Below are 25,048 nucleotides of genomic sequence, written 5' to 3'. Positions count from 1 at the left end.
TGGTTAGCCTCTGGCAAAGATCCGAAGTTACAATTTAACTTGGATATGCAAGAGTCATTAAAACCCGTAACAGTAAGAGAAGCCATTGAGTATTGGATCGAAAATTATGGAAGAGACAACCGTGCAGGCATTGATAAACTTATAGCCCAACTAAATAAATATATTTATCCAAATATTGGGAATATGGCATTATCAGACTGCGAGACGCGCTATTGGCTTAAATGTTTTGATAATATAAAGAAGAAATCCCCCGTTTCTGCTGGATATATATTTCAACTCTGCAAGCAAGCTTTAAAATTTTGCCGGGTAAGGAAATTTGCTATTAGTAATGCGCTAGATGATTTAACGATTCCAGATGTAGGTAAATTGCAAAATAAAGGGGACAGGGTTTTAACAGATAATGAGTTAGGTCAATTATGGAGATCTATAAGTACAAATACCTATATTCCTTATTACAGTAATTTATTAATACTTTTGATTGTATTTGGCTGTAGAACTCAAGAGGCTAGATTATCAAAATACTCAGAATGGGATTTTGATTCAATGCTATGGACTGTTCCAAAAGAACACAGTAAATCAGGGGGAAAAATTATTCGTCCAATCCCTGAATATTTAAAACCATTCTTGAGTAAATTAATTTATGAAAATTATAAAAGTGGCTATCTGCTTGGTGAGTTAAAAGATAGTGTGACAGTAGCTCAATATGGGACAAGAGTATGGAAAAAATTAGGGCATACGGAAAAATGGACATTACATGATTTGAGACGCACCTTAGCAACTAAGCTAAATGATATGGGCATAGCACCTCATGTAGTTGAGCAACTGTTAGGCCATGCACTACCGGGCATCATGGCTATATACAACAAGAGCCAATACCTACCAGAGAAGCTAGACGCCTTAAACAAGTGGTGTGAGCGGCTGGATGTATTGGCGGGTAATTATGAAAATGTGGTTTTAATCGGCAGTAAAACGGCATAAACTGACACGGCGAGACTAGCCCGACGGGGTGAAAAGCAAGAAACCCTACTTGCCTGTTTCGCTAAACTTTTAGGGTAGTGTTAAGGGTAACGCAATGAAAAAAAATAGAATTATTAATTTACCAGAAAGAAGATATTTTCCTTTACATAAAATAGAAAGAGAAATAGGTATTCCGTGTGATCTAGAAGACTTAGTTCATTATGCCGCTATAGGTGATCTTGAAATATGCGTGAAGGTGAATTGGCAGAATGGATTTGATATGGATTCGATTGAAGCGGATGGAATGAGAGTGTTTTCAAGATATAATTATGTTAAAGCGACAGAGGCATTGACGTTATGCAATGGCGAAGAGCCTCCTTTGTCATATATTGAACTTGCCTACGAAACAGACGTTACTTTGATTGAAGAGCAAATACGATATAATTATAAACAGAAAGAGTTAGAGCATAGAGCAATAGAAATTAATGGTCTATTTGCTTTAAGTAATGAACTATTTAGATTCTCTGAAAACAAATTACTTAAAGGCGATATTTTTAACGAAACAGTTTTAACTCTGCCAAAATCTGACAACTATAAAATATATGATCTAACAGCAAGAGTTGAAGAAGAAGAAGGTATAGGTTATAAGCCTACAGCAATCTCAGGAATAAAATACCCCGTGTCAATAGATAAAATGCTTATCACAAAAACTGAATTACAAAGATTCATCAATGGCAGCATAGAACCTGAGAGAACGGAAAAAGAAACCATCAAGACACCACATGGAAATGGAGAAAGATTTGCTGCAAAGCGTGAAGCAGTTTTAATGGCAGCTATGTACATCCAGAAAAAATATCCAGATAAATGCAATTCTTATACAGAATGGGCTAAGCAAATTGATTTAGCTGCTCTAGAATTTTGGCCGCAAGAAGGAAAGCCGCCCCTTGAGATTGAAAGCATCGAAAGGCTGTTAAGTAAAGTTTATAACCCTTCAAAGTGGAACGGGAATTAGATTTAGTCCACAGGAACTAAAAATTTTTTATCAATAATCACCGTAAAAACAAACTACTTATAGGCAAAATCACCCTCATGAAAACACTGAAACCATGAGGGTAGCATGCAAAATCAATTTATTTCACCAACACCAGAAGAACGTCGCTCTATCCTTTCCGAGTATGGTGAACCTTATGATCGTCTTGTACGTGAAAAGGAGCGCCATCACATCACCTCTATTTCCCGTACTTCCGCATGGAAGCTGGAAAACGAAGGTCGCTTCCCTGCCCGTAAACCATTAGGCCGCAATTCCTGTGCTTGGTTGCTCAGTGAGCTGCTGCATTGGGTACGCAACCCGCCCACAGTAGAGAACGTAAATAACCCCTATAGCCGAAAATCAAATTAATTAAGACAGGGTAAAAATATGACATCTAAAAAGGTGGCCTTAAATGGTCAGGGCTTCGCTCACTCTGAAAATAGTCAAGATGATATTTCAATTATTCGCAAAGCGGTTATTTCCGGTAACTGGTCATCGATTAACAAAGGTATTTGTACACTCACTGATTTGGGATTACGTCATAATGGTCAAGGGTTGGTCTGGCTTAATTCTGGTGTATCGGTTCACGATGCAGAAAGTGATACAGGGCTGACAGGAAAGGATAAGCAGTCCTATGAGTATCATTCAGGGGTGTGCTCAGTTAACCATTTGAATAGTGGTAACTATTATGGATTTGTCCAGCTAAAAGATATTGATAGCTATGCCCTAAATATCATCGCTTCAATCAGTTCCGAATATCACACACGCAAAAATGGTGTGCCTTTAGCGACGTTCGCATTACTGATTGAGCAAAAACAACGAAAGCAAGCGGTTGATAACTGGATCTTGTACCGCAATCCAAACCAGCCAGACAAATACACCATTCTCAATAAACAACACCATCATGAATTGGCGAAGTGCTATCAGGCGAAAGGCTGGAGGAGTGAGTCGTTGGTGTATATCACACAGGTAATTAAGGACAATGCAGAATTTAGCCGACTCATGAAGCGGCTGGGTTATATCAAGGTTCGAACTAGGAAAATCACAGGTAGCCTTCAAGACTTTTGGGTTTATCGACACAAAGAGAAAAGCACCCCCTTACGCACAAAAATAAACATTAAAAACAACAATATAACTCCATTTGTCCAGTATACAAAACGACCAATAAAAACATTTGAGCGCATTGCTGTAGATGGTCAGTGGCTCTATGTCTATGCCGATCACATTCGCTTTCTGACCAAAAAACGTCACCGTGTTGAGGGCGTTCGGGTTCAGGGATATACAGCTAATGGTATTGAGATGAGAGAAATAAAATGATGCACGGAGGCAATTCTATAGCTTTAAGCGACACTATTATTTCTGGTGACTCCTTGAGGTTAAGGAGTCTTCACTCAGAGAAACTTTTCGCTCAGTCACATTTACAGCAACTTATTGATTTCCCCGAGGCCGTCACTTTGGCTGGTTATACATCGGCTGAAATTTTAGCTGATGGGTATGCGAAAAATTTCTCACACCCCAATAACTCATTGATAAATATCCAGACGCCATATTTGGCGTTTGGTCATAGTTCAACTGCCCCACTAATTGTGGGTCAGTTACTTAACCCATTGATATTCAATCAAACGGCATATTTGCAGTCTGGTCATAGTTTGAGCACCGAAAATATCGGTATGCAAAATCCAATATCCGATAATCGGACTTTGAGCGTAACAGGTAGTTACTCGCAAATAGCTTTGAGCGTAAATGATATTTGCTCACAAACTTTGCGCGGTTCATTTAGCGACGCGCAAACTCTGCGACTGACAGTTAGTCAGGTACAAAAAGAAAAGGATAGCACGGCGAATGCTACCCTTTGGGATCACGCATATTTGCGTCATGAGTTAAATCAGTTAGTTAAATTCTGGTCTTACTGCTCAGATGATGCTTTGGCTTTGCGTTTTTCTGATTTGAGTTTTCGTTCACATGCATCAATAACCCATGCTGAAAAATTAGCACTTGGATTAGAAGGTTTATTCACTTCCACACTATCGTTTATTTCTTCGATTAACTCATGTGGGAAGCGTATTCCCTTGTACCCTGATTTGTTGTTTTTGTGTCCTGTCGCCATATGCCTCATCTCAAAAAAGTGTTTTAACACTTATAAAGATACACCATCGAACAAATTTTCGAAAGTGTTTAAACAAATTCCTCTTGACGTGTTTAAACATTATGGCGTAATGTATTTAAACACCTTCACTGATGTGATGGTAAAAATAACAACGCCCCGAAGTGCGGCAAACACTATCGAGGCGTCTAACCAACAACCGTTAACTGGAGTAACGATTATGGCTATACAACAGCATAACCAAACTCGCCTTAAATTTACATTCCTAATTGCATCTGGCACTCAGCGGCTGGTGGATATTCACCCGGTACGCCTGATTACTGTACTGGCGGATAGCGAAAATGAAGCCCGTTTACTGGCTGGCATTTCCTCACTGATATTTGTTTCCCGTCAAGCATGGGATATCGGTATCGATACCCCTTTCAACCGTAGCGATATGTCTACCGTTCAGGGGGTGAACCATGCCTAACCCTGCCCCCCATGACTACTACACCCATAAAAACGGGGAAACCGTTCAGGTGCTGTCAGTCGCCTTTAATCGCGTGACGTTTGTCCGTGATGGTTACAACAACCCGTGCATCATGCCAGTAAGCCGTTTCACTAAAGAATACACCTACGCAGGGAGAGCCTGATTATGTCTGATATCTATAACCACTTGGTACGCAACAACTTTAGCACCATGGACACTAAGGAGCTAAAAGACTTACGCAAGCATTCAGACGGTGCGCACAGTGCAGTGATGGCGGCGATGTCTGCAATGGGCGAACTGGCTTTCTGGTCAGCAGACAACGAAAACTATGCTGATTGTCAAGCAAGGGACGATTTACGCCGCATCGGTGAAGCCCTGATGTATTTACCGAGGATCGCCGAGGCCCTGAACGACACAGCACAGCATGCGGATTTTGAAATCCATCACCGTGAGGGATTCCCAAAATGGTAAGCCATATTGATATCCGGTCAGTGAAAACGGCGGCGCAAGATCAGTGGTACGGATTGTTGGCGGCCTGTGGGGTGGATGTTCCGGCGAAGGGTAAGCATGGTGCTTGCCCGATATGCGGGGGCACTGACCGCTTTCACTTCATCGACGACCACGGAGACGGTAACTGGCATTGCCGCCAGTGTGATAACCCGCAGTATGGTGATGGTTTTGATTTGTTGGTGAGGGCTAAGGGAATCACGATCACTGAGGCCGTGAAAGCTGTTTCTGATGCGCTGCTGTTACCTTTACCCGAACCCAAGCCCGCCAGAAAGGAGGCTCCGAAATCAGAGGCTCAACCGATAGCTGAAAAAGTGAACAAGTTATTAGCTCAGGCCACTGCCGGGCAATCCGACTATCTGACTAACAAGGGGCTACCATGCCCCGATCAGCAATTACTGAAAGATGGCTCTTTGGTGCTGGTCACTCAGGCACTGGACAGCGTGATAACTGGTGCTCAGGTCATTAAACCGACGGGTGAAAAACGCCTTGTCTCTGGCACTCAGAAAAAGGGGAGTTTTATCCCCTTATCCCCCATCACCGGAACACCAGATACTTTCATCATTGCCGAGGGATATGCAACGGCCTTAACGGTCAGTCAATTGCATGAGGGCTTAGTACTGGCTGCGCTGGATGAAGGTAATTTATCGACCGTTGCCGGGCTGGTGAGAGAACGGTGGCCAACAGCGAAAATCATTCTGGCGGCGGATAACGACTGGCACACACCGGGCGAACTGGACGACAAAGGCAAGCCCAAGAAGAACGTCGGCAAGATTGCAGCCGAGAAAACCGCCAAAGCGATCAACGGGTGGGTCACGTTACCGCCCACAGAACACAAAGCCGACTGGGACGATTATCGCCAGCAGAACGGCATTGAGGCAGCAAAGCGGGCGTTTAATGAAGGGTTATATCAGGTAGGTGAGAACATGTCAGTAGCAAAATCTGTAGTTATCAATCTGGACGAACACCGGGCGAAAGAGCGTGATCCGTTAAAGCCATTTATTGATTCACGCAAAAATGGGATTTACTACGTGACTCCAAAGGTAGACAAAGAGAGTGGCGAAGTCATCAACCATGAGCAATGGCTCAGTGATGCCATGCAGGTGATCGGGCGAGGTCGTGATGATATTGAATTTTATCTTATTATCCAATGGGAGGAAGACGGCACAACGTACACTGAGGCGGTGAGAACAGGTGATATTGGTGAGCGTGAAGGCTGGCGGCAACTCAAAGCGGCAGGGCTGAATATTGCCACTAAACCCTTTTTACGTGGCATTCTGGCGGACTGGTTGCAACGTTGCGCTAAAAAGACTGACTGGCATATCACCCATTCGACAGGCTGGCAGCATGGGGCTTATATCTTTCCGACAGGTGAAGTTATCGGCAATCCAGAAAAATCGGTTATCTTTTGTGGCAGAACGTCATCAATACGAGGGTATACCGTGTCAGGAACCCCTGAAAGCTGGCGTGATTCTGTGGCAAAACTAGCCAAAGGCAATCCGTTTATGATGCTGTCCATTGCTTCCGCATTGGCTTCCCCTGTTATTGGTTTACTGCGTGATGATGGCTTTGGTGTTCACTTCTACGACCAGAGCACCGCAGGGAAAACCACGGCGCAAAGCGTGGGGTGTAGTGTGTTCGGTGAGCCGTCAGCCATGCGTTTGACGTGGTTTGCAACAACATTAGGGTTGATTAACGAAGCAGCCGCCCATAACAACAATCTTTTACCGCTTGATGAGGTTGGACAAGGTTCGTCGGTTAAAGATGTGGCGAATGCGTCTTATGCGCTGTTTAACGGCAAGGGAAAGCTACAAGGGGCAAAAAATGGCGGCAACCGTGACATTCTTCAATTTAAAACTATTGCTATCAGTACAGGTGAGGTCGATCTTGATACCTTTGTCAGAAGTGAAGGTAAGCGCCTGAAAGCGGGTCAGCTTGTCCGGTTACTGAATATCCCGTTTGGTAGCCCGACCGTCTTTCATGGTTGTCAGGATGCCAGAGAGCACGCTAAGGCAATCGAAAAAGCCATTGCCGACAATCACGGGGCTATTGGGCGGGTATGGTGTGAGTATCTGACTCAGCATCAAAAAGCGACCAGAAACACTATTGAGGAGGCCAAAACCCGATGGAATGGATTGATCCCCAAAGGGGCTGGTGCGCAACTTCCCCGTGTGTCTGAACGGTTCGCCATCTTAGAGGGGGCACTTATCGCAGCAACACACCTTACCGGATGGACAGAACAGGAAAGCCGGGACGCTATACAGCACTGCTTTAATGCGTGGGTGACTGAATTTGGTACTACCAATAAGGAACACCAACAAGTTCGGGAACAGACTGAGGCATTTTTAGATCGCTTCGGGTTGAATCGGTATGCACCGGAACCGTACACCTATGATCATGCCAATATTTCTAATCTGGCAGGCTATCGGAAAGATACCAGCGATATACCCAACAAGGGTGGAATTATTCATTTTTACACGTTCCCCGATGTGTTTGAGGCAGAGGTATCAGAAGGGTTTGAGCCAAAGATGTTTGCGCGTGTTCTGGCAGAGTCGGGCATGCTGAAAAAGGCGGCAAATGGGGGCTTTAAGGTGCAAGGCATGAAACATAACGGCTCACCCCGTAAGTATTATGTCGTGATGTATTCTACTGATGAGATAGAAGAATAAATTTTCTCATACACGTAAAACTAACCGACAACACCGACAAATCGACAATAGTTATATAAATACCTTATAAATCAATACAATAAAATGTTAAATGTTTGTCGGTATGTTGTCGGTTTGTCGTTTTCATTGTCGAACTAAAAACAAATCCCTGCCAGAAGAAAAACTTTCTTTTCTTGGCAGGCAAAAGGGATCAGGTATGCAGGGAAAGATTTTATTAACGGCGTTGTCGAAAACCGACAATAGGACTAAACATATATCTTATTGAAAGATAGAAATAATTGTATGAATTTTGAAATATCAAAAAATTGAGCGACAATTAACCGACAACGATTTAACATCGTATAGATTTGATTATAAATGATAATTTTTGAAATTGTCGGTTTGTCGGTGTTGTCGGTAACTTTTCACTGTATATATACAAAAATGGAGAACGTTATGATAGATGCAACAACGATTGAAAGACAGGCGGCTAATTCAGCGGCGTACTGGATGGAAAGAGCAGTCAAAGAAATAGATACCTTGTTCGGTGAAGGGTATGCCAAACAGCACCCAGAGCTTATAGCCGCATTTATGAAGACAGCAGCACGAGATGAGTTAGCTATGAACATTCGCGGAATAGCGGAGGCTTTAGAAACATTCCAAGTTACAATATCTAAAGAAGCAGAATAATGATACGAGGAGCAAATTATGCCAATTACCCAACAAGATATTATTGAACATTATGATTATCACGGCATTACACAGCTTGATGATCTGCATACAGCTGACTATCGTCAGTTGGTAAACAATCACGCTTTTTTCTTTCAGGATACAGGCGGGAGTTTGCGCCACACATTTTCTGAGGAAATACTGGCAACCAATAAGGAGCAATTAGATGTTTTAATTGAGCAGTTAAAGGAATTCAGGGAAAACATGAGTGATACACCTGATTTTATGAGTGAAAAATAAATAGTAAAGATTTGTAAATATCCTGTCCTCATGTTTCCGCCTGTTTAGACCTCTTATTTTGAGGTCTTTTTATTCATTTTTCATGGTGTTAAATAGTCATTGCTGATACATGTAGGCTCATCTTGATTTCAATTGCTCTGTAGCATGTCCTCAAAGGCGGTAGTGCAACCCGCTACCGCTTCCCCCAACCTGCATGACAGCGAACCTTTAACCTACATGCAGAGGCATCATGAAGAAATTAATTGAATTACGTCAGCAAAAAGCCGATTTAACCCAGCAAATGCGCTCACTGCTCACCAAAGCCGAAGACGAAAAGCGTTCGCTGAATGCTGAGGAAGCCAAACAATTTGACGAGCTGCGCACTCAGTCTGATGCGCTCAACTCTGAAATTGCCCGTTATGAGGCATTGTCTGATGAAGAACGCAATCAGGCGAAGACTCAGCCGACCAGTGAAAAACTCAGCAATGACGAGCTGCGCAATTACATTCTGACCGGAGAAGCGCGTTCCTTGTCTACAGGTGTTCCGGCAGACGGTGGCTATACCGTTATCCCTGAGTTGAACAAGCAGATCATGCAGCAATTGGCTGATGAGTCGGTCATGCGTCAAATCTGTACGATTAAAACCACTCGCAGCAACGAGTATAAACAGCTTGTTTCAGTCGGTGGTGCAGCGGTAGCCCACGGAGAAGAAGGCAAGGCGCGTAGTGAGACTGCTACGCCAAAAATGGAAGAGGTCAGCATCAAGCTGTTCCCCATCTACGCCTACCCCAAGACTACCCAAGAAATTATCGATTTTAGCGATGTGGATATCTTGGGCTGGCTGACATCTGAGATTGCCGATACGTTCGTGGATACCGAAGAAACGGATCTTGTGAGCGGTGACGGCAGTAAAAAAGCGAAAGGCTTCTTGTCTTACTCCCGCGATACCCAAGCCGACAAGGTACGTGCATTCGGTACGCTGCAAAAGCTGGAAGCGACCAAACTTGAAGCTGACAGCCTGATTGACCTTAAATTCCTGCTCAAGAACAAATACCGAAAAAACGCGGTCTGGGTGATGAACTCAACCACTGCTGCGCAGGTGCAGAAGCTGAAAAATGGTAACGGAGATTATATCTGGCGTGAGCGTTTGCAAGCCGGTGATCCTGATATGTTGCTGGGCTTGCCTGTTCATTACCTCGAATTTATGCCCGATAACATCATCGGTCTGGGTGACTTCAAGCGCGGTTATTTCATTGTTGACCATCAAACAGGCACCCGTACCCGTCCTGACAATATCACCGAACCGGGATTTTATAAGGTACATACCGATAAATATTTAGGTGGTGGGCTGGTGGACTCCAACGCCATCAAGGTACTGGAAATCAAAGCAACCAGTAAATAAGTGAGAGGGGCGAAAAGCCCCTTTTCCGTCTTGGAGTTCATCGAATGAATGATATTGAATTAAGAACGGCATCACTTTCTGCCAGCGATAAGAAGCTGACCGGTTATGTGATTAAGTGGAACAGCCGATCACAAATCTTATGGGATGAATTTGTCGAACAGTTCGCCCCGAATGCGTTTAGTACCAGCTTGACGGCAAATACTGATGTCAGGGCATTGTATGAACATGATCACATGAACCTGTTAGGCCGTACCACGTCCGGCACATTGCAATTAAGTGAAGATGCCACCGGATTACGTTTTGAGTTAACCCCGCCAGATACCCAATTGGGGCGCGATGTGCTGACACTGGTTGAACGGGGTGATATTTCCGGTATGTCCTTTGGGTTCAGGGCATTGAAGGATCAGTGGGACATTGGTCAGGAGCCTTATATCAGGACAGTATTAGAAGCCGAGTTGAGGGAAATCACGATCACCAGTCTGCCCGCCTACCCTGAGAGTGGCGTGGAGATCGCCAAACGTTCGCTGAATGCAGTTAAGCCCTGCAATTTGCGCCACTACTGGCTGCAACTGTCCGAGGTGTAACCATGTGGCCGTTTAAGCGTAAAGACCCTGAGACTCGCAGTATGACCATTGATGAGTTTCTTTCTCTGGCAGGCGTATCTAACACCAAATCGGGCGAGCATGTTTCACCCTCGACAGCCGAAGGTTTACCCGCCGTGATGAATGCCGTCACGGTGATTAGTGAAGCGGTGGCAACCATGCCCTGTTATCTCTATCGGGTTCAGCACCAGCACGGGAAAGAGTCCCGCGAGTGGTTAAGCGATCACCCGGTGGATTATTTGCTCAATGAGTGCCCGAACGACTGCCAGACCCCGTTTCAGTTTAAGCGAACGCTGATGCGCCATTGTTTACTGAACGGCAACGCTTATGCCGTGATAATCTGGGGCAACGACGGACAGCCACAATCGTTACACCCTTACCCGCCGTCAGCGGTTGTCCCTCAACGATTATCCGATCACCGGTTCGCTTATACCATCACTGAACCTTATAGCGGCAAGGTCAAAACCTACCTGCAAGAAGAAGTGCTGCATTTGCGTTATGCCACCGAAGACGGCTTTCTGGGGCGTTCGCCTGTCACCATTTGCCGTGAAACATTGGGCTTGGGACTGGCACAACAACGCCACGGTGCAAGCATTATGAAAGAGGGGATGATGGCGGCGGGCGTGATTAAATCCGCCGATTGGTTAGATGGCACGAAAGGCGCTAAGGCACTGGAAGCCCTCGAACGTTACAAGGGCGCTCGCAATGCAGGGAAAACACCGATCCTTGAAGGCGGGATGGAATACCAGCAATTAGGCATGAGTAATCAGGATGCGGAATGGCTGGCTTCCCGTCGTTTCACCATTGACGATATCGCCCGGATGTTCAATGTCAGCCCTATCTTTCTGCAAGAGTATTCGAACAGCACCTACAGCAACTTTAGTGAAGCATCACGCGCTTTCCTGACTATCACCATGCGCCCGTGGCTTGCCAACTTTGAGCAACAAATCAAATCGGCCTTACTGATGGCATCACCGAAAAGAGGCATTCGTTACCAAGTCGAGTTTGATACGGCTGACCTGCTGCGAGCCAATCCGAAAGAACGCTTCCAGAGTTATGAGACGGCGATTAAGTCAGGGGTGATGTGCCCGAATGAAGCCCGTGAACGTGAGGGATTATCACCCCGTGAAGGAGGTGATGAATTCAGTCAGGCATGGAAGCAGACGGTAGAAGTGAAGAAACAACCGGAGGGCAAGGAATGAGTCAGCCAGAAATCAGCCTTGATGAAATCAAACAACATTGCCGGATAGATGAAAGCAATACACTTGAAGATGAACTGCTCAAGGGCTATGCCGAGGCTGCATTGGAAGTCTGCCAGCAACATATCGGTAAGCGATTTGAAGAGGGCTTGATATTCAGCCCTGCAATTAAAGTAGGCTGCTTACTCTATATCGGCTTGCTGTATGAAAATCGGGCAATGGCGGTAGACATTGAGCTTAAAGAAGTGCCTTTCACCATTAAATCCCTGTGGTCTGTCTATCGTGATGTGGGGATCTTCTGATGCCGTGGCAACCTTTAAAGCGCTGTAGCTATCCGGGATGTAAGCAACGGGTAAAGTCGGGTCGCTGTGTGGAGCATCAACGGGAAGCCAGACGCCAACAGGATAAGCAGCGAGGCACACGTACCGAACGAGGCTACAGTAACCGATGGGGACGCTACCGATTGATATACCTCAAGGCTCACCCCTTATGTGTGCATTGCCTCAAGCAGAACAGCTACACACCTGCAACTATCGTTGACCACATTATCCCGATAGACGGTGACAGTGATGTGCTGTTTTGGCCTGACTTCAATCATCAAGCCCTGTGCCATGGCTGCCATAACCGTAAGACCGTGCAGACAGACCCGGCAACCAAACAGCGGCGTAAGAATGGTGAGTATCGGGAACTGGAAGCAGAGGCAGCAAGGCGTCGTGATTGGTTGATTGAATGATAATAACGCAATGAGATAACGAGGTGGGGGGATTAAAAATGACAAACGCCCCGCTAAAAAGAACCGCCGCGTCCTCAAATTTTTATGCACGGCACTTTTTTCAATAGCAGTAATCTTCATAGGAAACATAAAGTTATGGCAAGAGCACCCAAACCCCCTGAGTATTTAAATGATATCGCCGCGCAACAATGGAAATCAAAAGCCAAAATCCTTAACGAGCGTGACGACCTCAGCCCGGCGGACTGGAACAACTTAGAACTGTATTGCGTCAACTATGCGATTTACCGTAAAGCCGTGGCCGATATTGAGGTGCGCGGGTTCGCGGTCGAAGGCTCACGCGGCGCAGCCACCAGTAACCCGTCATTGAAAGCGAAAGCGGATGCCGAAAAAATCATGATTAAAATGTCGTCACTGCTGGGCTTTGATCCGGTATCCCGCCGCCGAAATCCGGTCGAAAGCGACGAACCCGATGATTTAGACGCGCTGATTGCCTGATGAGATTACCGATGAACGCATGGGAGCAGTACGCTTTTGATGTCGAAAATGGCACTATTCCGGCCTGTAAGCGTCTGAAACAGGCCGTGAAACGCTATTATAATGACCGGAATAACCCGCTTTATACGTTCGATACCGAAGTGGTAGAGCGTTTTATTGGCTTTTCCCGCCTCTGTCCCCACGTCAAAGGGCACTTGCGCGGTAAGCCCATCATGCTTGAGCCGTGGCAGCAATTCGCCTTTGCTAATTTGTTCGGCTTCAAGGTCAAAGCAACCGGACGCCGGAAATACCGCAGTGCCTATATTCAAGTCCCGCGCAAAAATGCCAAATCTACGGTTGCTGCAATGTTGGCGAACTGGTTCTTGGTCATGGAACAGGGACAGCAGGATATTTACACCGCCGCCGTGAGCCGGGATCAGGCGCGTATTGTGTTTGATGATGCCCGCCAGATGTGCCTGTTATCCAAACCCCTTAAGAAACGGGTCGCTATCCAGCAACATAAAGTGACTTATGCAAAGAGTAACAGCCTGTTAAAACCACTGGCAGCCAAAGCCTCCACCATTGAGGGCACAAACCCCAGCCTTGCCATTGTCGATGAATACCATTTGCACCCGGATAACGCCGTTTACTCTGCCCTTGAGTTGGGGATGGGCGCCCGTCCCGAAGGCATTCTGTTTGCCATTACGACCGCAGGCAGTAACGTGATATCGGCCTGTAAGCAGCACTATGATTATTGCTGTCAGATACTGGCAGACGAAGAACAAAACGAATCCCTGTTCGCCCTGATCTACGAGCTGGACGACGAGAACGAGATTGATGATGAAACGCTCTGGATTAAGGCCAATCCTAATCTCAATGTGTCCGTAGACAGCACCTCATTGCATGACACTATCCAAAAGGCGCGGGGCATTCCATCACAATGGACAGAGATGTTAACCAAACGCTTTAATATCTGGTGCCAGGGCGAAACGCCGTGGATGGGTGATGGCGCTTGGAAAGCCTGCCAGACAGAATACGATGAAAACGATCTTAAGGGGCTGGAGTGTTACGCCGGGCTGGATTTATCTTCCACAGGGGATATCACCAGTATTTGCTATACGTTTCCGGTGGATAACGAGCTGTTATTACTCACCCGTCATTATTTACCCGAAGCCCAGCTACAGAATCCGGCGAATAAGAACCGGGCAATCTATCGGCAATGGGTACAAATGGGCTGGTTACGTACCACACCGGGGGATTGCATAGATTATGACCGTATCCGGGATGACATTCTCAAAGACAGTCAGCAGTTTGATATCAAACTCATCGGCTTCGACACATGGAACGCCACACATCTACGCACCCAACTACAGGGCGCAGGCTTAGATGTTGAGCCGTTCCCGCAAACTTATATGCGGTTTAGTCCGGTGGCAAAATCCGCTGAGGTGTTCGTTAACCGCAAGGTCATTCGTCACAACGGCGATCCGGTACTCACATGGGCAATGTCCAACGTGGTGATGGAAACGGACGCGAACGCCAATATCAAACCTAATAAGAAGAAGTCCGCGAACAAGATAGATCCTGCAATCGCGTTCCTGATGAGTTTTGGCACATGGCAAGCAGAACATGAAGATTTTGCATTTACCTTAAGTGAAGAACAGCAACAGCGGTTGGATAGCTTTGATGGGATTTAGTTAACCCTCTGATTTCACTAATTTCCTGCATGGTGCAGGTATTCCGGTTCTGAGCAGGAATTGTGTGATATCAATGGGTTAAAAGGGCTTTCAAATCCCATTTAACGTAACTTACTGATTTTACTTATTTCCGGCACAGGGGCGGAGTTGTTTAAAATCAATGAGTTAATCAACTATGGTGGAAATCCCTATAGTTGCCGTAGATGGCTTAAATCTGAGTCATGGTCAAAATCTTGACCATCTTTAAGATGTGATATCACACCTTGGGTATGGTGATTTCCACCATACCTTTTACACTCACAGAGTTACTTAATGTAACTGAGTGACTGACGGCAAATCTATCAGTAAGCAAAGCCCGAATTCGGGCTTAGGTCAAAAAATAAACTAATTGGGAATTTCCTAATGTAATTCATGACTGAATACGTATTACGTTGCAGGGAGGAACAGGAAAGATGTTATAATTTTAACCTATTGACTCTTATCATGATTGAAAAACCAGATCATCTAGAGGTAATTATGGCTTTTATCGATGTTCCCATGCGCACCGTGCGCTTTCATGGTCCTCTTATTTCCCGCTTCGGAAAAGAATTTAAATATAAGGCACGGGATGCCCGACATGCTATTAATGCCATGCGTAATCTGTTACCCGGTTTTGAAAAATATATGTCCGAAGCGCATAAAAAAGGGCTGACATTTTCTATTTTTGTGGGCGGGAGAAATATCAGTCAAGATGAGCTGGAAATGACAAAAGGGACGGAGGATATTCATATTCTACCTGTCATTATCGGTAGCAAACGTGCTGGATTATTTCAGACTATTTTAGGTGTGGCATTGTTAGCTTTAGCTGTGTGGAGTCCACCCGCATTTATGTCGGCCAACATGGCTTTTTCCGTTGGGGCTGCGGGAGCATCAATGGCCCTCGGTGGTGTTGCCCAGATGCTTTCCCCTCAAATGCCCGGATTGCGAATGCGTGAGTCACCGGAAAATAAACCCAGTTACGCTTTTGGTGGTCCAGTCAATACTACAGCTCAGGGGAATCCGGTTCCCGTTCTATACGGCACACGCGAAATAGGCGGGGCTATTATCTCAGCGGGTATCTACACCGAAGATCAGCAATAAATGACAAGGCAACCTAACACAACCACGGTAACAGGGAAGGTTACCGTCGCACCCAAGCGTATCAAGTGTCAGACAGATAAAGTAATGGCAGTTGCTACCATGCAGGTACAGAGCAATAAGCGCAGTGATTACCCGCTGCGTGTCGTTGGCTTTGATGAAGTGGCACTGTCAGTAATGTTATTGCGGAAGGGGCAGGTGATCACGGTGACGGGAAAGGCTTCTTACTGGCAGGGCTATCAGTTGGCTGTATTTTCCATCGTTCCATAGATTCCGACGAAATTCGTCGGAACCCCTCACAAGGTTGGTGTGTTTAGCGTACTGACCTCTCACTGCATTCTTAATGTTCTCACCTTATAACAAGCTTATGTATTCGTTCAGCGAATTGTGTATAAATATTTGTATAAACATTACCATATTTTAGCAAATTAAAATCACACTAATCATCTAAATTAATTAGGATTATATTCCTAATAGTTAGATCACTGTCCGTAATCTTTTCAATGTGCTGTTCAATGTGTCCACGGTTTTGTTCTACGCTTTCCCAAAACAAATCGGTTTGAACTAATGTTACTTTGAGATTTTGTTCAATCATTTCAAACTCCAATTACTGTTTCTGCCATCGTTTATTTTTTTATCTCACGCCAGCATCACAAATCAGCATCAAACAGTTGATCCAGATAGCTACTCCGTGGTGAAGCTTCCCGTATTTCAGCCTGTTCCCCTTGCTGTTGCGGAGTTGCGGAGCAGAAATACATAAGGAAAATGATTACAGTATCAATATTCCATCTGATTATTACGTGCTAACCACAAGGAAAGCGCTTTCAGTGAATCTGGTGTGAATTCATCACAACGAGCCGTAATTTCTTCCGGTGTTAGCCAATAAACAGCCGTGACTTCTTCTTCCTGTAGTGCAAACGGCCCGTGACTGACACAACTGAATAAACCGCCCCATATACGACAGATATCTTCCTCATAGTAAAAAACACCATGTTCAGCAAATGGAACACCCGCGATACCCAGCTCTTCTTCCGCTTCTCGACGGGCAGAATCGAGCAAGTTTTCTCCTGTTATAACAACACCGCCTGCCGTTGCATCCAATTGGCCCGGATAAAAATCTTTCGTTTCTGTACGATGCTGAACCAAAATTTTGCCCATACCATTATGTACAACGATATAGGTAGCACGATGCCTCAAATTTTGCGTTCTCATCTGCTGACGAGTTGCCTGCGCAATCACTTCATTGTCTTTATTGACGATGTCAATCCATTCAATACTTACTGATTTTTCTTGCACCATCCTAAGAACCTTTAATAAATGATTTGTATGCCAGTTTTTTGCTGTGATGCCCCGATTAGGGGGACTAAAACGGATATAAGAAATTTGTAACATGTTGCAGACAAATAGTGCTAGTGTAACGCCACTATATTTATCAGACAGTTATTATTACTGGAGGTTATATGATAGATCTGTATTATGCTCCAACCCCTAACGGCTATAAAATCACTCTATTTCTTGAAGAAACCGGCCTACCTTACACTATTCATCCCATCAATATCAGTGCTGATGAACAATTCAAGCCTGAATTCCTTGCTATTGCACCCAATAATAAAATTCCGGCTATTGTTGACCATCAACCTGCCGATGGGGGAGAACCTATCTCCCTCTTCGAATCAGGTGCCATTTTATTTTATTTAGCAAATAAAACAGGTCAGTTGTTAAGCAAAGATTTACGCGAACGAACTGAACAATTGCAATGGCTGTTCTGGCAAATGGCCGGTTTTGGCCCGATGTTAGGGCAAAATCACCATTTCAATTGCTATGCCCCTGAAGTCGTTCCTTATGCCATTAAACGCTACGTGGAAGAGTCACAACGTTTATACAAGGTGCTCAATACCCAACTGGAAAAAACAGACTATCTGGGCGGGAACGAATACAGCATTGCGGATATTGCCACTTATCCATGGGCTAAATGCCATGAGTATCAAAAAATTAATTTGCAAGATTATCCTGCTGTTGAAAAATGGCTTGATAAGATTAAACAGCGCCCTGCGACAATAACTGCTTATCATGACGCTTGAATGTAACCCATGCAAATAATTTGGTTATTGGCGAAATTTTTCACCATAAAACTTGATATTGGTAACAGATAACAGCATATTTCGCTGCCATATGAGCCATCCCTTGCTATAGTCAACAATCGACTATCTATTTCCGTCACAGGGGGTGGCTATGCGTATCTTACTTACAGGGGGAACAGGATTAATTGGTCATCATTTGACCTGTCGATTACTTTCTCTCTCTCATTCCATTACTATTCTGAGCCGTTCACCACAAAAGGTTTATTCTCTGTTTTCCGATCGCGTTGAATGTTGGACAACGCTGGATGACCAGAATGATCTAAATGATTTTGATGCCGTTATTAATCTTGCTGGCGAACCTATTGTAAATAAGCGCTGGACGCCAAAGCAAAAAATAATCCTTTGTCAAAGTCGATGGCAACTTACTGAACGGTTGAGTAAATTGATCAACGCCAGTGAGTCTCCTCCATCGGTGTTCATTTCTGGTTCAGCGATTGGCTATTATGGCAATCAGGGGCAATCCGTTGTTACTGAAAATGATCCGCCTCATGATGAATTTACCCATCGACTTTGTGAACGTTGGGAGCAGCTTGCTTTACAGGCAAAAAGTGAAAAAACCCGTGTTTGCCTGCTACGCACTGGTATTGTATTAGCCAAAAAAGGGGGAGCGCTGCAAAAAATGCTGCCAATGTTCCGACTGGGCTTAGGGGGAACAATCGGTAATGGCAAGCAATATATGCCGTGGATCCATATTGATGACATGGTTAATGGTATCTATTACCTGCTGGTATCGCCTGAATTAAGCGGCCCCTTTAATATGACATCGCCCTATCCTATTCATAATGAGCAGTTCAGTGCCATATTAGCGAAAGTTTTACACCGTCCATCTCTCGTCCGCATTCCTGCGTTTGTATTAAAAGCGATGATGGGGGAAGCAGCAGAATTAGTTTTAGGTGGGCAACAAGCCATTCCAAGAAATTTGGAAGAAGCCGGATTTGGCTTCCGCTATTTCCGGCTGGAGGAAGCCTTGCAAGATATATTAAAGGCAGATGACAGTGTTTATTGAAAACAAGGTCTACTGAACAATGTCTACTGAAAACAATGTTTACTGAAGACAGGAGTTCCTGAAGGCTGTGTTTTCTAAGTTTGTATGCTATGCCCTTTATCTTTCAAGCTACTGCTTTATTTGCTGTCACTTGAAATCTATTGGGTATAGCCTCCGGTGGGTTTAGCGCCCTGCCAACGGTTAAATAGATCTTCCGGCAAGTCGATATCAAACTGATCAAGCACACGGTTAACAGTCTGGTCAATGATATCCTGAATATGCTCAGGACGGTGATAAAACGCAGGAACAGGTGGCATTATCACCGCCCCGATTTCAGCCGCCTGAGTCATTAACCTCAAATGCCCTAAGTGCAAAGGCGTTTCCCTCACTCCCAGCACCAATTTGCGGCCTTCTTTCAAAACAACATCTGCCGCACGGGTAATTAAACCCTCGGTATAGCTATGCACAATACCTGATAAGGTTTTTATGGAGCATGGCAGAATCACCATGCCCAATGTTTTAAATGATCCCGAGGAAATGGAGGCGGCAATATCACGATTATCATGTACCACATCTGCCAAAGCCTGCACATCGCGCAAGGTATAATCCGTTTCCAATGCCAATGTCTGCCGGGCTGATTGGCTAATGACCAAGTGCGTTTCAATGCCTTCTACTGGCTGTAAAACTTGCAGTAACCTGACACCATAAATCGCACCGCTTGCCCCAGTCAGCCCGACAATCAATTTTTTCATTTTTTCCTCTGAGATTCTGGCTATAACCTGATGATAATAACAATATTATCCTTCATTATATATTTCCAGATTCTCTATTTCGCTCTGACCAAGCACTTTCATCGCATCGTCTTTACGCAGGTTTTCCAGATAATCGAGGTAAGTCTGGTCAATGTCTTTCGTCACATAGATACCATCAAATACAGAGCATTCGAATTTTTCAATATCTGGGTTTTCTTCCCGTACCGCCTGAATAAGATCTTGGAGATCCTGATATATCAGGGCATCAGCACCAATGAGCTGGCGAATTTCATCCACTTCTCGCCCATGGGCAATCAGCTCATTGGCATTCGGCATGTCAATACCATAAACATTCGGGAAACGAACTTCCGGCGCTGCCGAAGCAAAATAAACTTTCTTGGCTCCCGCTTCACGTGCCAATTCAACAATCTGCTCTGAAGTTGTCCCGCGCACGATGGAGTCGTCCACCAGCAAGACATTTTTACCACGGAATTCAGCGCGGTTAGCATTTAGTTTCCGACGAACTGATTTACGACGTTCATTCTGACCGGGCATAATAAAAGTACGCCCGACATAACGATTTTTAACAAATCCCTGACGATAGGGTTTATTTAAAATGTGAGCAATTTCCAGCGCAACGTCACAAGACGTTTCCGGAACCGGAATAACCACGTCAATATGCAAATCTTCCCATTCACGGGAAATTTTTTCGCCTAACTTCTTGCCCATCCGTAACCGTGCGTTATATACCGAAATTTTATCAATAAAGGAATCAGGGCGGGCAAGATAAACAAACTCGAACAAGCAAGGTGTCAGTGACGGATTTTCAGTACACTGGCGAGTGAATAATTGCCCATTTTCGGTGATATAAATCGCTTCACCGGAAGCCACATCACGCAGGAATTCAAAGCCCAATGTATCCAGTGCCACGCTTTCTGATGCCACCATATATTCATTGCGGCCATCTTCGAGTGTACGTTTCCCCAACACCAGAGGGCGGATACCATGCGGATCACGAAAAGCCACTAATCCATGCCCGATAATCATGGCAACACAAGCATAAGCACCACGAACTTTCCTGTGCATTTCCGCGACTGCTGCAAAAATGTTGTCAGGCTCTAATGGGAAATTCGGGAATTGCGTTAATTCATTGGCAAAGATATTTAACAGGATTTCAGAATCTGAGGTGGTGTTGACATGACGGCGGGCATTTTCAAACAACATTTTTTTCAATTTATGTGCGTTTGTCAGATTGCCGTTATGCGCCAACGTGATACCAAAAGGAGAGTTCACATAAAAAGGTTGTGCTTCAGATGCACTGGAACTTCCTGCTGTTGGGTAACGGACATGTCCGATCCCAATCGTTCCCTGCAAACGTAACATGTGTCGTGTTTCAAACACATCCTTGACCAAACCATTGGCCTTACGTAAACGGAATTCATTGTTACTATCAATAGTCGCAATGCCTGCTGCATCTTGTCCACGGTGCTGAAGCACCGTCAATGCATCATAAATCGACTGGTTAACCGGTGTAAAACCGACGATACCGACAATACCGCACATGTAGTCTTTCCTCATCAGCCAAGCGGAGAGGATTATCTCTCCGGCAGGAAACTCGACGCATTTTGCAGGTAGTCAAAAAACCACCTGATGATTTGACTGAACTGCGGGATCAATTGTGACTGTTGCCAGTCCTGACTTTTAGGCAGTGGCGTGAAAGAATCTGCAACAAACAGAATGGCAGATACAATCAATACCCCGCGCAATGCCCCAAAACAGATCCCCAGAACCCGATCAGTACCTGACAGGCCAGTTCGCTGAACTAATGAACCAATAACATAGTTCACTACTGCGCCAACAATCAGTGTTGCAATAAATAAAATAGCAATCGCTATGCCATTACGCACCAGCTCATCTTCAAGACGGGTAAAATACGCCGCCAGATAAGTATAGAAGTGACTCGCAACAAAGAAAGCACAGCCCCAAGTTATCAGGGAAAGCGCCTCACGAACAAACCCTCGGATCAGGCTAACCAGTGCCGAGAAACCAATAATGGCAATAATCGTATAATCAATCCAGACCATATTTTAATCCAAAAATAGGCTCCCGACGTTCAGGTCGGGCGCATTCTAACAGAAAACGAAAACGTTTGCGCAGTAGATTTATCACTCTACTGAAAATAATTTTTTATACCTTCACGGGACATTTTGATTCCCGTGAAGTGCCTATCCGATTATGGCTTATAGTTTTTAATTTGCCCTTCTAACCCTGTGATTTCTTTCAGTTCGGACAAAATAGATTCCAGTTTTTGTCGGGAGGCGTTAGGGCCGACATAAATTCGTGTCAATTGCCCCTGCACCGGAGACGAAGGAATGGTGTATACCTGATGCCCCGAAAGACGCAGTTTAGCCACTATTTCGCCTACTTTATCGGCATTTTTCAATGCGCCAAGCTGAACAATATATGCCGCTGCTTGCGGAGCCTGTTCTACCGGCTTCGATTTAGCTTCTGGCTTGTTTTCAGAACGAGTGTCAGGCTGAGTTTGTGGTTTAGTTTCCACTTTCGGTTGAGGAGGAGGTTCAGGGTTAACCGCTGCCTTCGGCTCTTTTGTGATAACAGCAGGCGGTGCTGTTATCTGAGTTGGCTCAGAAGACGACAGCTCAGGCAATATAGCTGTTTCTGAATCTGATTGCTGCTGTGCTTGTGTTTGCATCGCTTCCGCCGCCCCTTCCGGTGGAGTGGTTGGCATGTTTTGCGTCAATGGCGGGATCGAGTCAATATCTTCTTCATCACCCGGTTTTGGCACTAATGGAATAGAAGCAAACTGGTCTTCGTTATATTTCTTATCGCCGTCAAAGATAATAGGCAGCACAACCACGCCCAATGCTACAAGAACAAGAGTTCCAACTAAGCGATTTTGAAATTTACTTGCCACGTTCCCTCCCTTCCTCAAGTGCCTCCATGACATGCGCCACGGTGTGGAAAGAACCACAAACTACAATGATATCCTGCTCTGACGCATCTTCCATTGCCTGCTGCCATGCCGGTTCAACTTCTGCAAATGCCCGGGCACGGGCACGGGCAAGCTGCCCTGCCAATATCTCAGCCTCTGCACCCCGTAGTTCATGCAATGATGCGCAATACCATTCATCAATTTGCTGGGAAAGGCAAGCCAGTGTGCCCGCAATATCCTTGTCTTTCAGCATGCCAATCACACCACGAATTTTGCTGCCTGGTGCACGAGGCAGTTCTGCCAGTTTCTGAACCAGATAACCCGCAGCATGAGGATTATGTGCCACGTCCAGAATAACCAGCGGTTTTTCCCTGACGATTTGGAAACGTCCCGGTAATTGGGCGTTTATCAATCCCGCATGGATTGCCCGCTCATCAATTGCCCGGCTGATTTTATCGTCCTGCTGCAATAAACAGTGGATCACACCCATCGCAGTTGCAGCATTTGCCAGTGGCAAATTGGGTAAGGGCAATTCACTGAATTGCTGCCCATCCGTTAGCCAAGCCCAGCTATTTTTATCCTGAGTGAAATGCCAGTCCGCACCACGACGAAAGAGTTTAGCCCCCAATTCACCTGCAACTTCGGCAATCGCATGTGGCATATCGGGTTCCCCCACCACAGCAAAATGCCCGCGACGGAAAATTCCCGCTTTTTCACGACCAATGTGTTCGCGATCAGAACCCAACCAATCCGTATGATCCAATGCAATACTGGTGATTGCCGCAACATCCGCATCCACAATGTTGGTGGCATCCAGACGTCCACCCAGCCCAACTTCCAGAATCACAACATCAAGATCGGCTTCTTTAAAAAGCTGTAACGCTGCCAACGTACCATATTCAAAATAAGTTAATGAGATATCGCCACGCTGGGTTTCAATATCCGCAAATACACGGCAGAAGCCCTGTTCTGTCGCTTCCTTACCCTGAATACGTACTCTTTCGGTATAGCGTACCAGATGCGGGGAACTGTACACGCCAACCTTAAGACCCGCGGCCAGAAAAATAGATTCAAGGGCATGGCAAGTGGTTCCCTTGCCATTAGTACCTGACACCGTAATCACTTTTGGCGCGGGATGCAGCAAGCCTAATTGACCACCGAGTTTCCCCACGCGCTCAAGCCCCATATCAATGGCTTTGGTATGCAGGTTTTCCAAATAGGAAAGCCACGTCATCAGTGGCGACGTGGCTTGAGGAGTTTGCAAAGTATCAGACATCTTCTTTATTAGTGTTGATGTTTATATCAGCTTCGGCATCAGCAGCTTGTTCAACAACGACTTCTGCTGCTGGCTTCGCCTCTGTTCCCGGTTGCGGTTGGTGAGTCAACATCGCAACCAGGCTGGCAATTTTTTCGCGCATTTCTGGGCGACGCACGATCATGTCAATTGCGCCTTTCTCCAGTAAGAATTCACTGCGCTGGAAACCTTCCGGCAGCTTTTCACGCACTGTCTGCTCTATGATGCGAGGGCCGGCAAAACCAATCAATGCCTTAGGTTCAGCGATATTAATATCACCCAGCATCCCCATACTTGCGGTCACACCACCCATTGTCGGGTTAGTCAGAACACAGATATAAGGCAGACCTCGATCTTGCATTTTTGCCAGTGCAGCACTGGTTTTTGCCATCTGCATCAGTGACATCAGGGCTTCCTGCATACGCGCCCCGCCACTGGTAGCAAAACAGATGAGCGGGCAATTATCTTCCAAAGCCTGCTCAACGGCACGAACAAAACGCGCACCAACTACAGAGCCCATTGAACCGCCAATAAAGCTAAATTCAAATGCACCTGCTACAACAGGCATCTCATGTAAAGCGCCTTTCATGACGATCAGTGCGTCTTTTTCCTTAGTCAGCTTTTGGGCTGCAACTAAACGATCTTTGTACTTTTTGGTATCGCGGAACTTCAGAATATCTTTAGGTTCCAACTCACTACCTAATTCTGTGCCGGTGCCTTCATCCAAAAATGAGGTCAGTCTCTGGCGGGCTGAAATGCGCATATGGTGGTCACATTTCGGACACACTTCGAGATTACGCTCTAATTCAGCACGATACAGTACCTGACTACAACTATCGCATTTTGTCCAAACTCCTTCAGGTATGCTTGCCTTGCGAGTTTGCATTATTTTGCTTTTATTTAGAATCTTTTCAATCCAGCTCATTAATGAACCTTTCCGTCTGAATTTAGCTTATACCTTCATCTTTCAAGCCACAGCTTTATTAGCAGTGGCCTGAGATCTATCGGGTAGATGCCAGCTTTTGTTTTACGTGCCATTA

General features: G+C 45.3%; 29 protein-coding genes. 21 read left to right on the top strand and 8 right to left on the bottom strand.

The genetic code is table 11. The annotated features are described in order from the left end of the window. The 4 genes from AB204_RS11105 to AB204_RS11090 all read left to right on the top strand — a co-directional run. On the top strand, positions 1-978 hold a 978-nt coding region (locus AB204_RS11105), incomplete at its 5' end, for a tyrosine-type recombinase/integrase (RefSeq protein ID WP_047963439.1). A gap of 94 nt (positions 979-1,072) precedes the next feature. Beyond that, the gene (locus AB204_RS11100) at positions 1,073-1,969 is read left to right on the top strand and encodes a hypothetical protein (RefSeq protein ID WP_047963438.1); all 897 of its coding nucleotides are present in this window, start codon (positions 1,073-1,075) and stop codon (positions 1,967-1,969) included. A 105-nt stretch (positions 1,970-2,074) separates the two neighbouring features. Beyond that, entirely contained in the window at positions 2,075-2,356 is a 282-nt protein-coding gene (locus tag AB204_RS11095) for a helix-turn-helix transcriptional regulator (protein WP_047963437.1), read from the top strand. Between the two features lie 18 nt (positions 2,357-2,374). Continuing rightward, positions 2,375-3,304, top strand: coding sequence for a hypothetical protein (locus tag AB204_RS11090; protein ID WP_047963436.1), 930 nt, complete (start codon positions 2,375-2,377; stop codon positions 3,302-3,304). A gap of 589 nt (positions 3,305-3,893) precedes the next feature. On the opposite strand, the gene AB204_RS21415 is transcribed toward AB204_RS11090, so the two are convergent. Next, on the bottom strand, positions 3,894-4,094 hold the full coding sequence (locus AB204_RS21415) for a YlcI/YnfO family protein (protein ID WP_072061433.1): 201 nt from the start codon (positions 4,092-4,094) through the stop codon (positions 3,894-3,896). 217 nt (positions 4,095-4,311) lie between these two features. Here AB204_RS21415 and AB204_RS21410 point away from each other — a divergent pair, with 217 nt between their 5' ends. From AB204_RS21410 to AB204_RS11020, 15 genes are all read left to right on the top strand, one after another. Next, positions 4,312-4,560 carry a hypothetical protein gene (locus tag AB204_RS21410; RefSeq protein WP_072061432.1) on the top strand — a complete coding sequence of 83 codons (249 nt, stop codon included), beginning with the start codon at positions 4,312-4,314 and terminating at the stop codon, positions 4,558-4,560. Beyond that, positions 4,553-4,723, top strand: a complete 171-nt coding sequence (locus tag AB204_RS21405) for a DUF4222 domain-containing protein (RefSeq protein ID WP_072061431.1) — start codon at positions 4,553-4,555, stop codon at positions 4,721-4,723. Before AB204_RS21410 ends, AB204_RS21405 begins: the two co-directional genes overlap by 8 nt. A 2-nt stretch (positions 4,724-4,725) precedes the next feature. Beyond that, entirely contained in the window at positions 4,726-5,031 is a 306-nt protein-coding gene (locus AB204_RS11080; RefSeq protein WP_047963435.1) for a hypothetical protein, read from the top strand. Beyond that, a complete protein-coding gene (locus AB204_RS11075) occupies positions 5,025-7,736 on the top strand; it encodes a DUF927 domain-containing protein (protein ID WP_047963434.1) in 2,712 nt (903 codons plus the stop codon). The genes AB204_RS11080 and AB204_RS11075 overlap by 7 nt, the downstream gene beginning before the upstream one ends. Positions 7,737-8,171: 435 nt before the next feature. Next, positions 8,172-8,405, top strand: a complete 234-nt coding sequence (locus AB204_RS11070; protein WP_047963433.1) for a hypothetical protein — start codon at positions 8,172-8,174, stop codon at positions 8,403-8,405. Between the two features lie 18 nt (positions 8,406-8,423). Continuing rightward, a complete protein-coding gene (locus AB204_RS11065; protein WP_047963432.1) occupies positions 8,424-8,684 on the top strand; it encodes a hypothetical protein in 261 nt (86 codons plus the stop codon). 229 nt (positions 8,685-8,913) lie between these two features. After that, the gene (locus AB204_RS11060; RefSeq protein ID WP_047963431.1) at positions 8,914-10,065 is read left to right on the top strand and encodes a phage major capsid protein; all 1,152 of its coding nucleotides are present in this window, start codon (positions 8,914-8,916) and stop codon (positions 10,063-10,065) included. 44 nt (positions 10,066-10,109) lie between these two features. Further along, positions 10,110-10,649, top strand: a complete 540-nt coding sequence (locus tag AB204_RS11055) for an HK97 family phage prohead protease (RefSeq protein WP_047963430.1) — start codon at positions 10,110-10,112, stop codon at positions 10,647-10,649. 2 nt (positions 10,650-10,651) lie between these two features. Next, positions 10,652-11,869 carry a phage portal protein gene (locus AB204_RS11050; protein WP_047963429.1) on the top strand — a complete coding sequence of 406 codons (1,218 nt, stop codon included), beginning with the start codon at positions 10,652-10,654 and terminating at the stop codon, positions 11,867-11,869. Beyond that, entirely contained in the window at positions 11,866-12,168 is a 303-nt protein-coding gene (locus AB204_RS11045; RefSeq protein WP_047963428.1) for a head-tail connector protein, read from the top strand. Before AB204_RS11050 ends, AB204_RS11045 begins: the two co-directional genes overlap by 4 nt. Next, positions 12,168-12,599 carry an HNH endonuclease gene (locus AB204_RS11040; protein ID WP_047963427.1) on the top strand — a complete coding sequence of 144 codons (432 nt, stop codon included), beginning with the start codon at positions 12,168-12,170 and terminating at the stop codon, positions 12,597-12,599. The genes AB204_RS11045 and AB204_RS11040 overlap by 1 nt, the downstream gene beginning before the upstream one ends. Before the next feature lie 135 nt (positions 12,600-12,734). Next, positions 12,735-13,094 carry a phage terminase small subunit P27 family gene (locus AB204_RS11035; RefSeq protein WP_047961890.1) on the top strand — a complete coding sequence of 120 codons (360 nt, stop codon included), beginning with the start codon at positions 12,735-12,737 and terminating at the stop codon, positions 13,092-13,094. Positions 13,095-13,105: 11 nt separating this feature from the next. After that, the gene (locus AB204_RS11030; protein WP_047963426.1) at positions 13,106-14,767 is read left to right on the top strand and encodes a terminase large subunit; all 1,662 of its coding nucleotides are present in this window, start codon (positions 13,106-13,108) and stop codon (positions 14,765-14,767) included. 516 nt (positions 14,768-15,283) lie between these two features. Next, entirely contained in the window at positions 15,284-15,886 is a 603-nt protein-coding gene (locus AB204_RS11025; RefSeq protein ID WP_084728563.1) for a tail assembly protein, read from the top strand. After that, positions 15,887-16,153 (top strand): hypothetical protein, encoded by a 267-nt coding sequence (locus AB204_RS11020; RefSeq protein WP_047963425.1) that lies wholly within the window; start codon positions 15,887-15,889, stop codon positions 16,151-16,153. It abuts the gene before it with no gap. Between the two features lie 507 nt (positions 16,154-16,660). On the opposite strand, the gene yfcD is transcribed toward AB204_RS11020, so the two are convergent. Further along, positions 16,661-17,182 (bottom strand): NUDIX hydrolase YfcD, encoded by a 522-nt coding sequence (gene yfcD / locus AB204_RS11015; RefSeq protein ID WP_047963424.1) that lies wholly within the window; start codon positions 17,180-17,182, stop codon positions 16,661-16,663. Between the two features lie 161 nt (positions 17,183-17,343). Here yfcD and AB204_RS11010 point away from each other — a divergent pair, with 161 nt between their 5' ends. Continuing rightward, positions 17,344-17,964, top strand: a complete 621-nt coding sequence (locus tag AB204_RS11010; protein ID WP_047963423.1) for a glutathione binding-like protein — start codon at positions 17,344-17,346, stop codon at positions 17,962-17,964. Between the two features lie 151 nt (positions 17,965-18,115). Next, positions 18,116-19,030 carry a TIGR01777 family oxidoreductase gene (locus tag AB204_RS11005; protein WP_047963422.1) on the top strand — a complete coding sequence of 305 codons (915 nt, stop codon included), beginning with the start codon at positions 18,116-18,118 and terminating at the stop codon, positions 19,028-19,030. 137 nt (positions 19,031-19,167) lie between these two features. Here the strand turns inward: AB204_RS11005 and AB204_RS11000 are convergent, their stop codons facing one another. The 6 genes from AB204_RS11000 to accD form a co-directional block, all read right to left on the bottom strand. Then, on the bottom strand, positions 19,168-19,761 hold the full coding sequence (locus AB204_RS11000) for a UbiX family flavin prenyltransferase (protein ID WP_047963421.1): 594 nt from the start codon (positions 19,759-19,761) through the stop codon (positions 19,168-19,170). A gap of 45 nt (positions 19,762-19,806) precedes the next feature. Further along, positions 19,807-21,324 (bottom strand): amidophosphoribosyltransferase, encoded by a 1,518-nt coding sequence (gene purF / locus AB204_RS10995; protein WP_047963420.1) that lies wholly within the window; start codon positions 21,322-21,324, stop codon positions 19,807-19,809. 32 nt (positions 21,325-21,356) lie between these two features. Beyond that, complete coding sequence (cvpA, locus tag AB204_RS10990) at positions 21,357-21,845, bottom strand: colicin V production protein (protein WP_047963419.1); 489 nt, start codon at positions 21,843-21,845, stop codon at positions 21,357-21,359. Between the two features lie 149 nt (positions 21,846-21,994). Continuing rightward, the gene (gene dedD / locus AB204_RS10985) at positions 21,995-22,696 is read right to left on the bottom strand and encodes a cell division protein DedD (protein WP_047963418.1); all 702 of its coding nucleotides are present in this window, start codon (positions 22,694-22,696) and stop codon (positions 21,995-21,997) included. Beyond that, a complete protein-coding gene (folC, locus tag AB204_RS10980; protein WP_047963417.1) occupies positions 22,686-23,990 on the bottom strand; it encodes a bifunctional tetrahydrofolate synthase/dihydrofolate synthase in 1,305 nt (434 codons plus the stop codon). The genes dedD and folC overlap by 11 nt, the downstream gene beginning before the upstream one ends. Beyond that, the gene (accD, locus tag AB204_RS10975) at positions 23,983-24,933 is read right to left on the bottom strand and encodes an acetyl-CoA carboxylase, carboxyltransferase subunit beta (RefSeq protein WP_047963416.1); all 951 of its coding nucleotides are present in this window, start codon (positions 24,931-24,933) and stop codon (positions 23,983-23,985) included. Before accD ends, folC begins: the two co-directional genes overlap by 8 nt. Positions 24,934-25,048: the final 115 nt, after the last annotated feature.

This window comes from Xenorhabdus khoisanae, from assembly GCF_001037465.1.
Lineage (GTDB): Bacteria > Pseudomonadota > Gammaproteobacteria > Enterobacterales > Enterobacteriaceae > Xenorhabdus > Xenorhabdus khoisanae.
The sequence above is the reverse complement of the archived record's forward strand: the minus strand, read 5'-3'. Positions and strand labels throughout refer to the sequence as shown.

Bases quoted from the DNA above. Each gene is read 5' to 3' on its own strand.
- AB204_RS11100 (WP_047963438.1), top strand. From the start codon at position 1,073: ATGAAAAAAAATAGAATTATTAATTTACCAGAAAGAAGATATTTTCCT.
- AB204_RS11095 (WP_047963437.1), top strand. From the start codon at position 2,075: ATGCAAAATCAATTTATTTCACCAACACCAGAAGAACGTCGCTCTATC.
- AB204_RS11090 (WP_047963436.1), top strand. From the start codon at position 2,375: ATGACATCTAAAAAGGTGGCCTTAAATGGTCAGGGCTTCGCTCACTCT.
- AB204_RS21415 (WP_072061433.1), bottom strand. From the start codon at position 4,094: ATGGCGACAGGACACAAAAACAACAAATCAGGGTACAAGGGAATACGC.
- AB204_RS21410 (WP_072061432.1), top strand. From the start codon at position 4,312: ATGGCTATACAACAGCATAACCAAACTCGCCTTAAATTTACATTCCTA.
- AB204_RS21405 (WP_072061431.1), top strand. From the start codon at position 4,553: ATGCCTAACCCTGCCCCCCATGACTACTACACCCATAAAAACGGGGAA.
- AB204_RS11080 (WP_047963435.1), top strand. From the start codon at position 4,726: ATGTCTGATATCTATAACCACTTGGTACGCAACAACTTTAGCACCATG.
- AB204_RS11075 (WP_047963434.1), top strand. From the start codon at position 5,025: ATGGTAAGCCATATTGATATCCGGTCAGTGAAAACGGCGGCGCAAGAT.
- AB204_RS11070 (WP_047963433.1), top strand. From the start codon at position 8,172: ATGATAGATGCAACAACGATTGAAAGACAGGCGGCTAATTCAGCGGCG.
- AB204_RS11065 (WP_047963432.1), top strand. From the start codon at position 8,424: ATGCCAATTACCCAACAAGATATTATTGAACATTATGATTATCACGGC.
- AB204_RS11060 (WP_047963431.1), top strand. From the start codon at position 8,914: ATGAAGAAATTAATTGAATTACGTCAGCAAAAAGCCGATTTAACCCAG.
- AB204_RS11055 (WP_047963430.1), top strand. From the start codon at position 10,110: ATGAATGATATTGAATTAAGAACGGCATCACTTTCTGCCAGCGATAAG.
- AB204_RS11050 (WP_047963429.1), top strand. From the start codon at position 10,652: ATGTGGCCGTTTAAGCGTAAAGACCCTGAGACTCGCAGTATGACCATT.
- AB204_RS11045 (WP_047963428.1), top strand. From the start codon at position 11,866: ATGAGTCAGCCAGAAATCAGCCTTGATGAAATCAAACAACATTGCCGG.
- AB204_RS11040 (WP_047963427.1), top strand. From the start codon at position 12,168: ATGCCGTGGCAACCTTTAAAGCGCTGTAGCTATCCGGGATGTAAGCAA.
- AB204_RS11035 (WP_047961890.1), top strand. From the start codon at position 12,735: ATGGCAAGAGCACCCAAACCCCCTGAGTATTTAAATGATATCGCCGCG.
- AB204_RS11030 (WP_047963426.1), top strand. From the start codon at position 13,106: ATGAACGCATGGGAGCAGTACGCTTTTGATGTCGAAAATGGCACTATT.
- AB204_RS11025 (WP_084728563.1), top strand. From the start codon at position 15,284: ATGGCTTTTATCGATGTTCCCATGCGCACCGTGCGCTTTCATGGTCCT.
- AB204_RS11020 (WP_047963425.1), top strand. From the start codon at position 15,887: ATGACAAGGCAACCTAACACAACCACGGTAACAGGGAAGGTTACCGTC.
- yfcD (WP_047963424.1), bottom strand. From the start codon at position 17,182: ATGGTGCAAGAAAAATCAGTAAGTATTGAATGGATTGACATCGTCAAT.
- AB204_RS11010 (WP_047963423.1), top strand. From the start codon at position 17,344: ATGATAGATCTGTATTATGCTCCAACCCCTAACGGCTATAAAATCACT.
- AB204_RS11005 (WP_047963422.1), top strand. From the start codon at position 18,116: ATGCGTATCTTACTTACAGGGGGAACAGGATTAATTGGTCATCATTTG.
- AB204_RS11000 (WP_047963421.1), bottom strand. From the start codon at position 19,761: ATGAAAAAATTGATTGTCGGGCTGACTGGGGCAAGCGGTGCGATTTAT.
- purF (WP_047963420.1), bottom strand. From the start codon at position 21,324: ATGTGCGGTATTGTCGGTATCGTCGGTTTTACACCGGTTAACCAGTCG.
- cvpA (WP_047963419.1), bottom strand. From the start codon at position 21,845: ATGGTCTGGATTGATTATACGATTATTGCCATTATTGGTTTCTCGGCA.
- folC (WP_047963417.1), bottom strand. From the start codon at position 23,990: ATGTCTGATACTTTGCAAACTCCTCAAGCCACGTCGCCACTGATGACG.
- accD (WP_047963416.1), bottom strand. From the start codon at position 24,933: ATGAGCTGGATTGAAAAGATTCTAAATAAAAGCAAAATAATGCAAACT.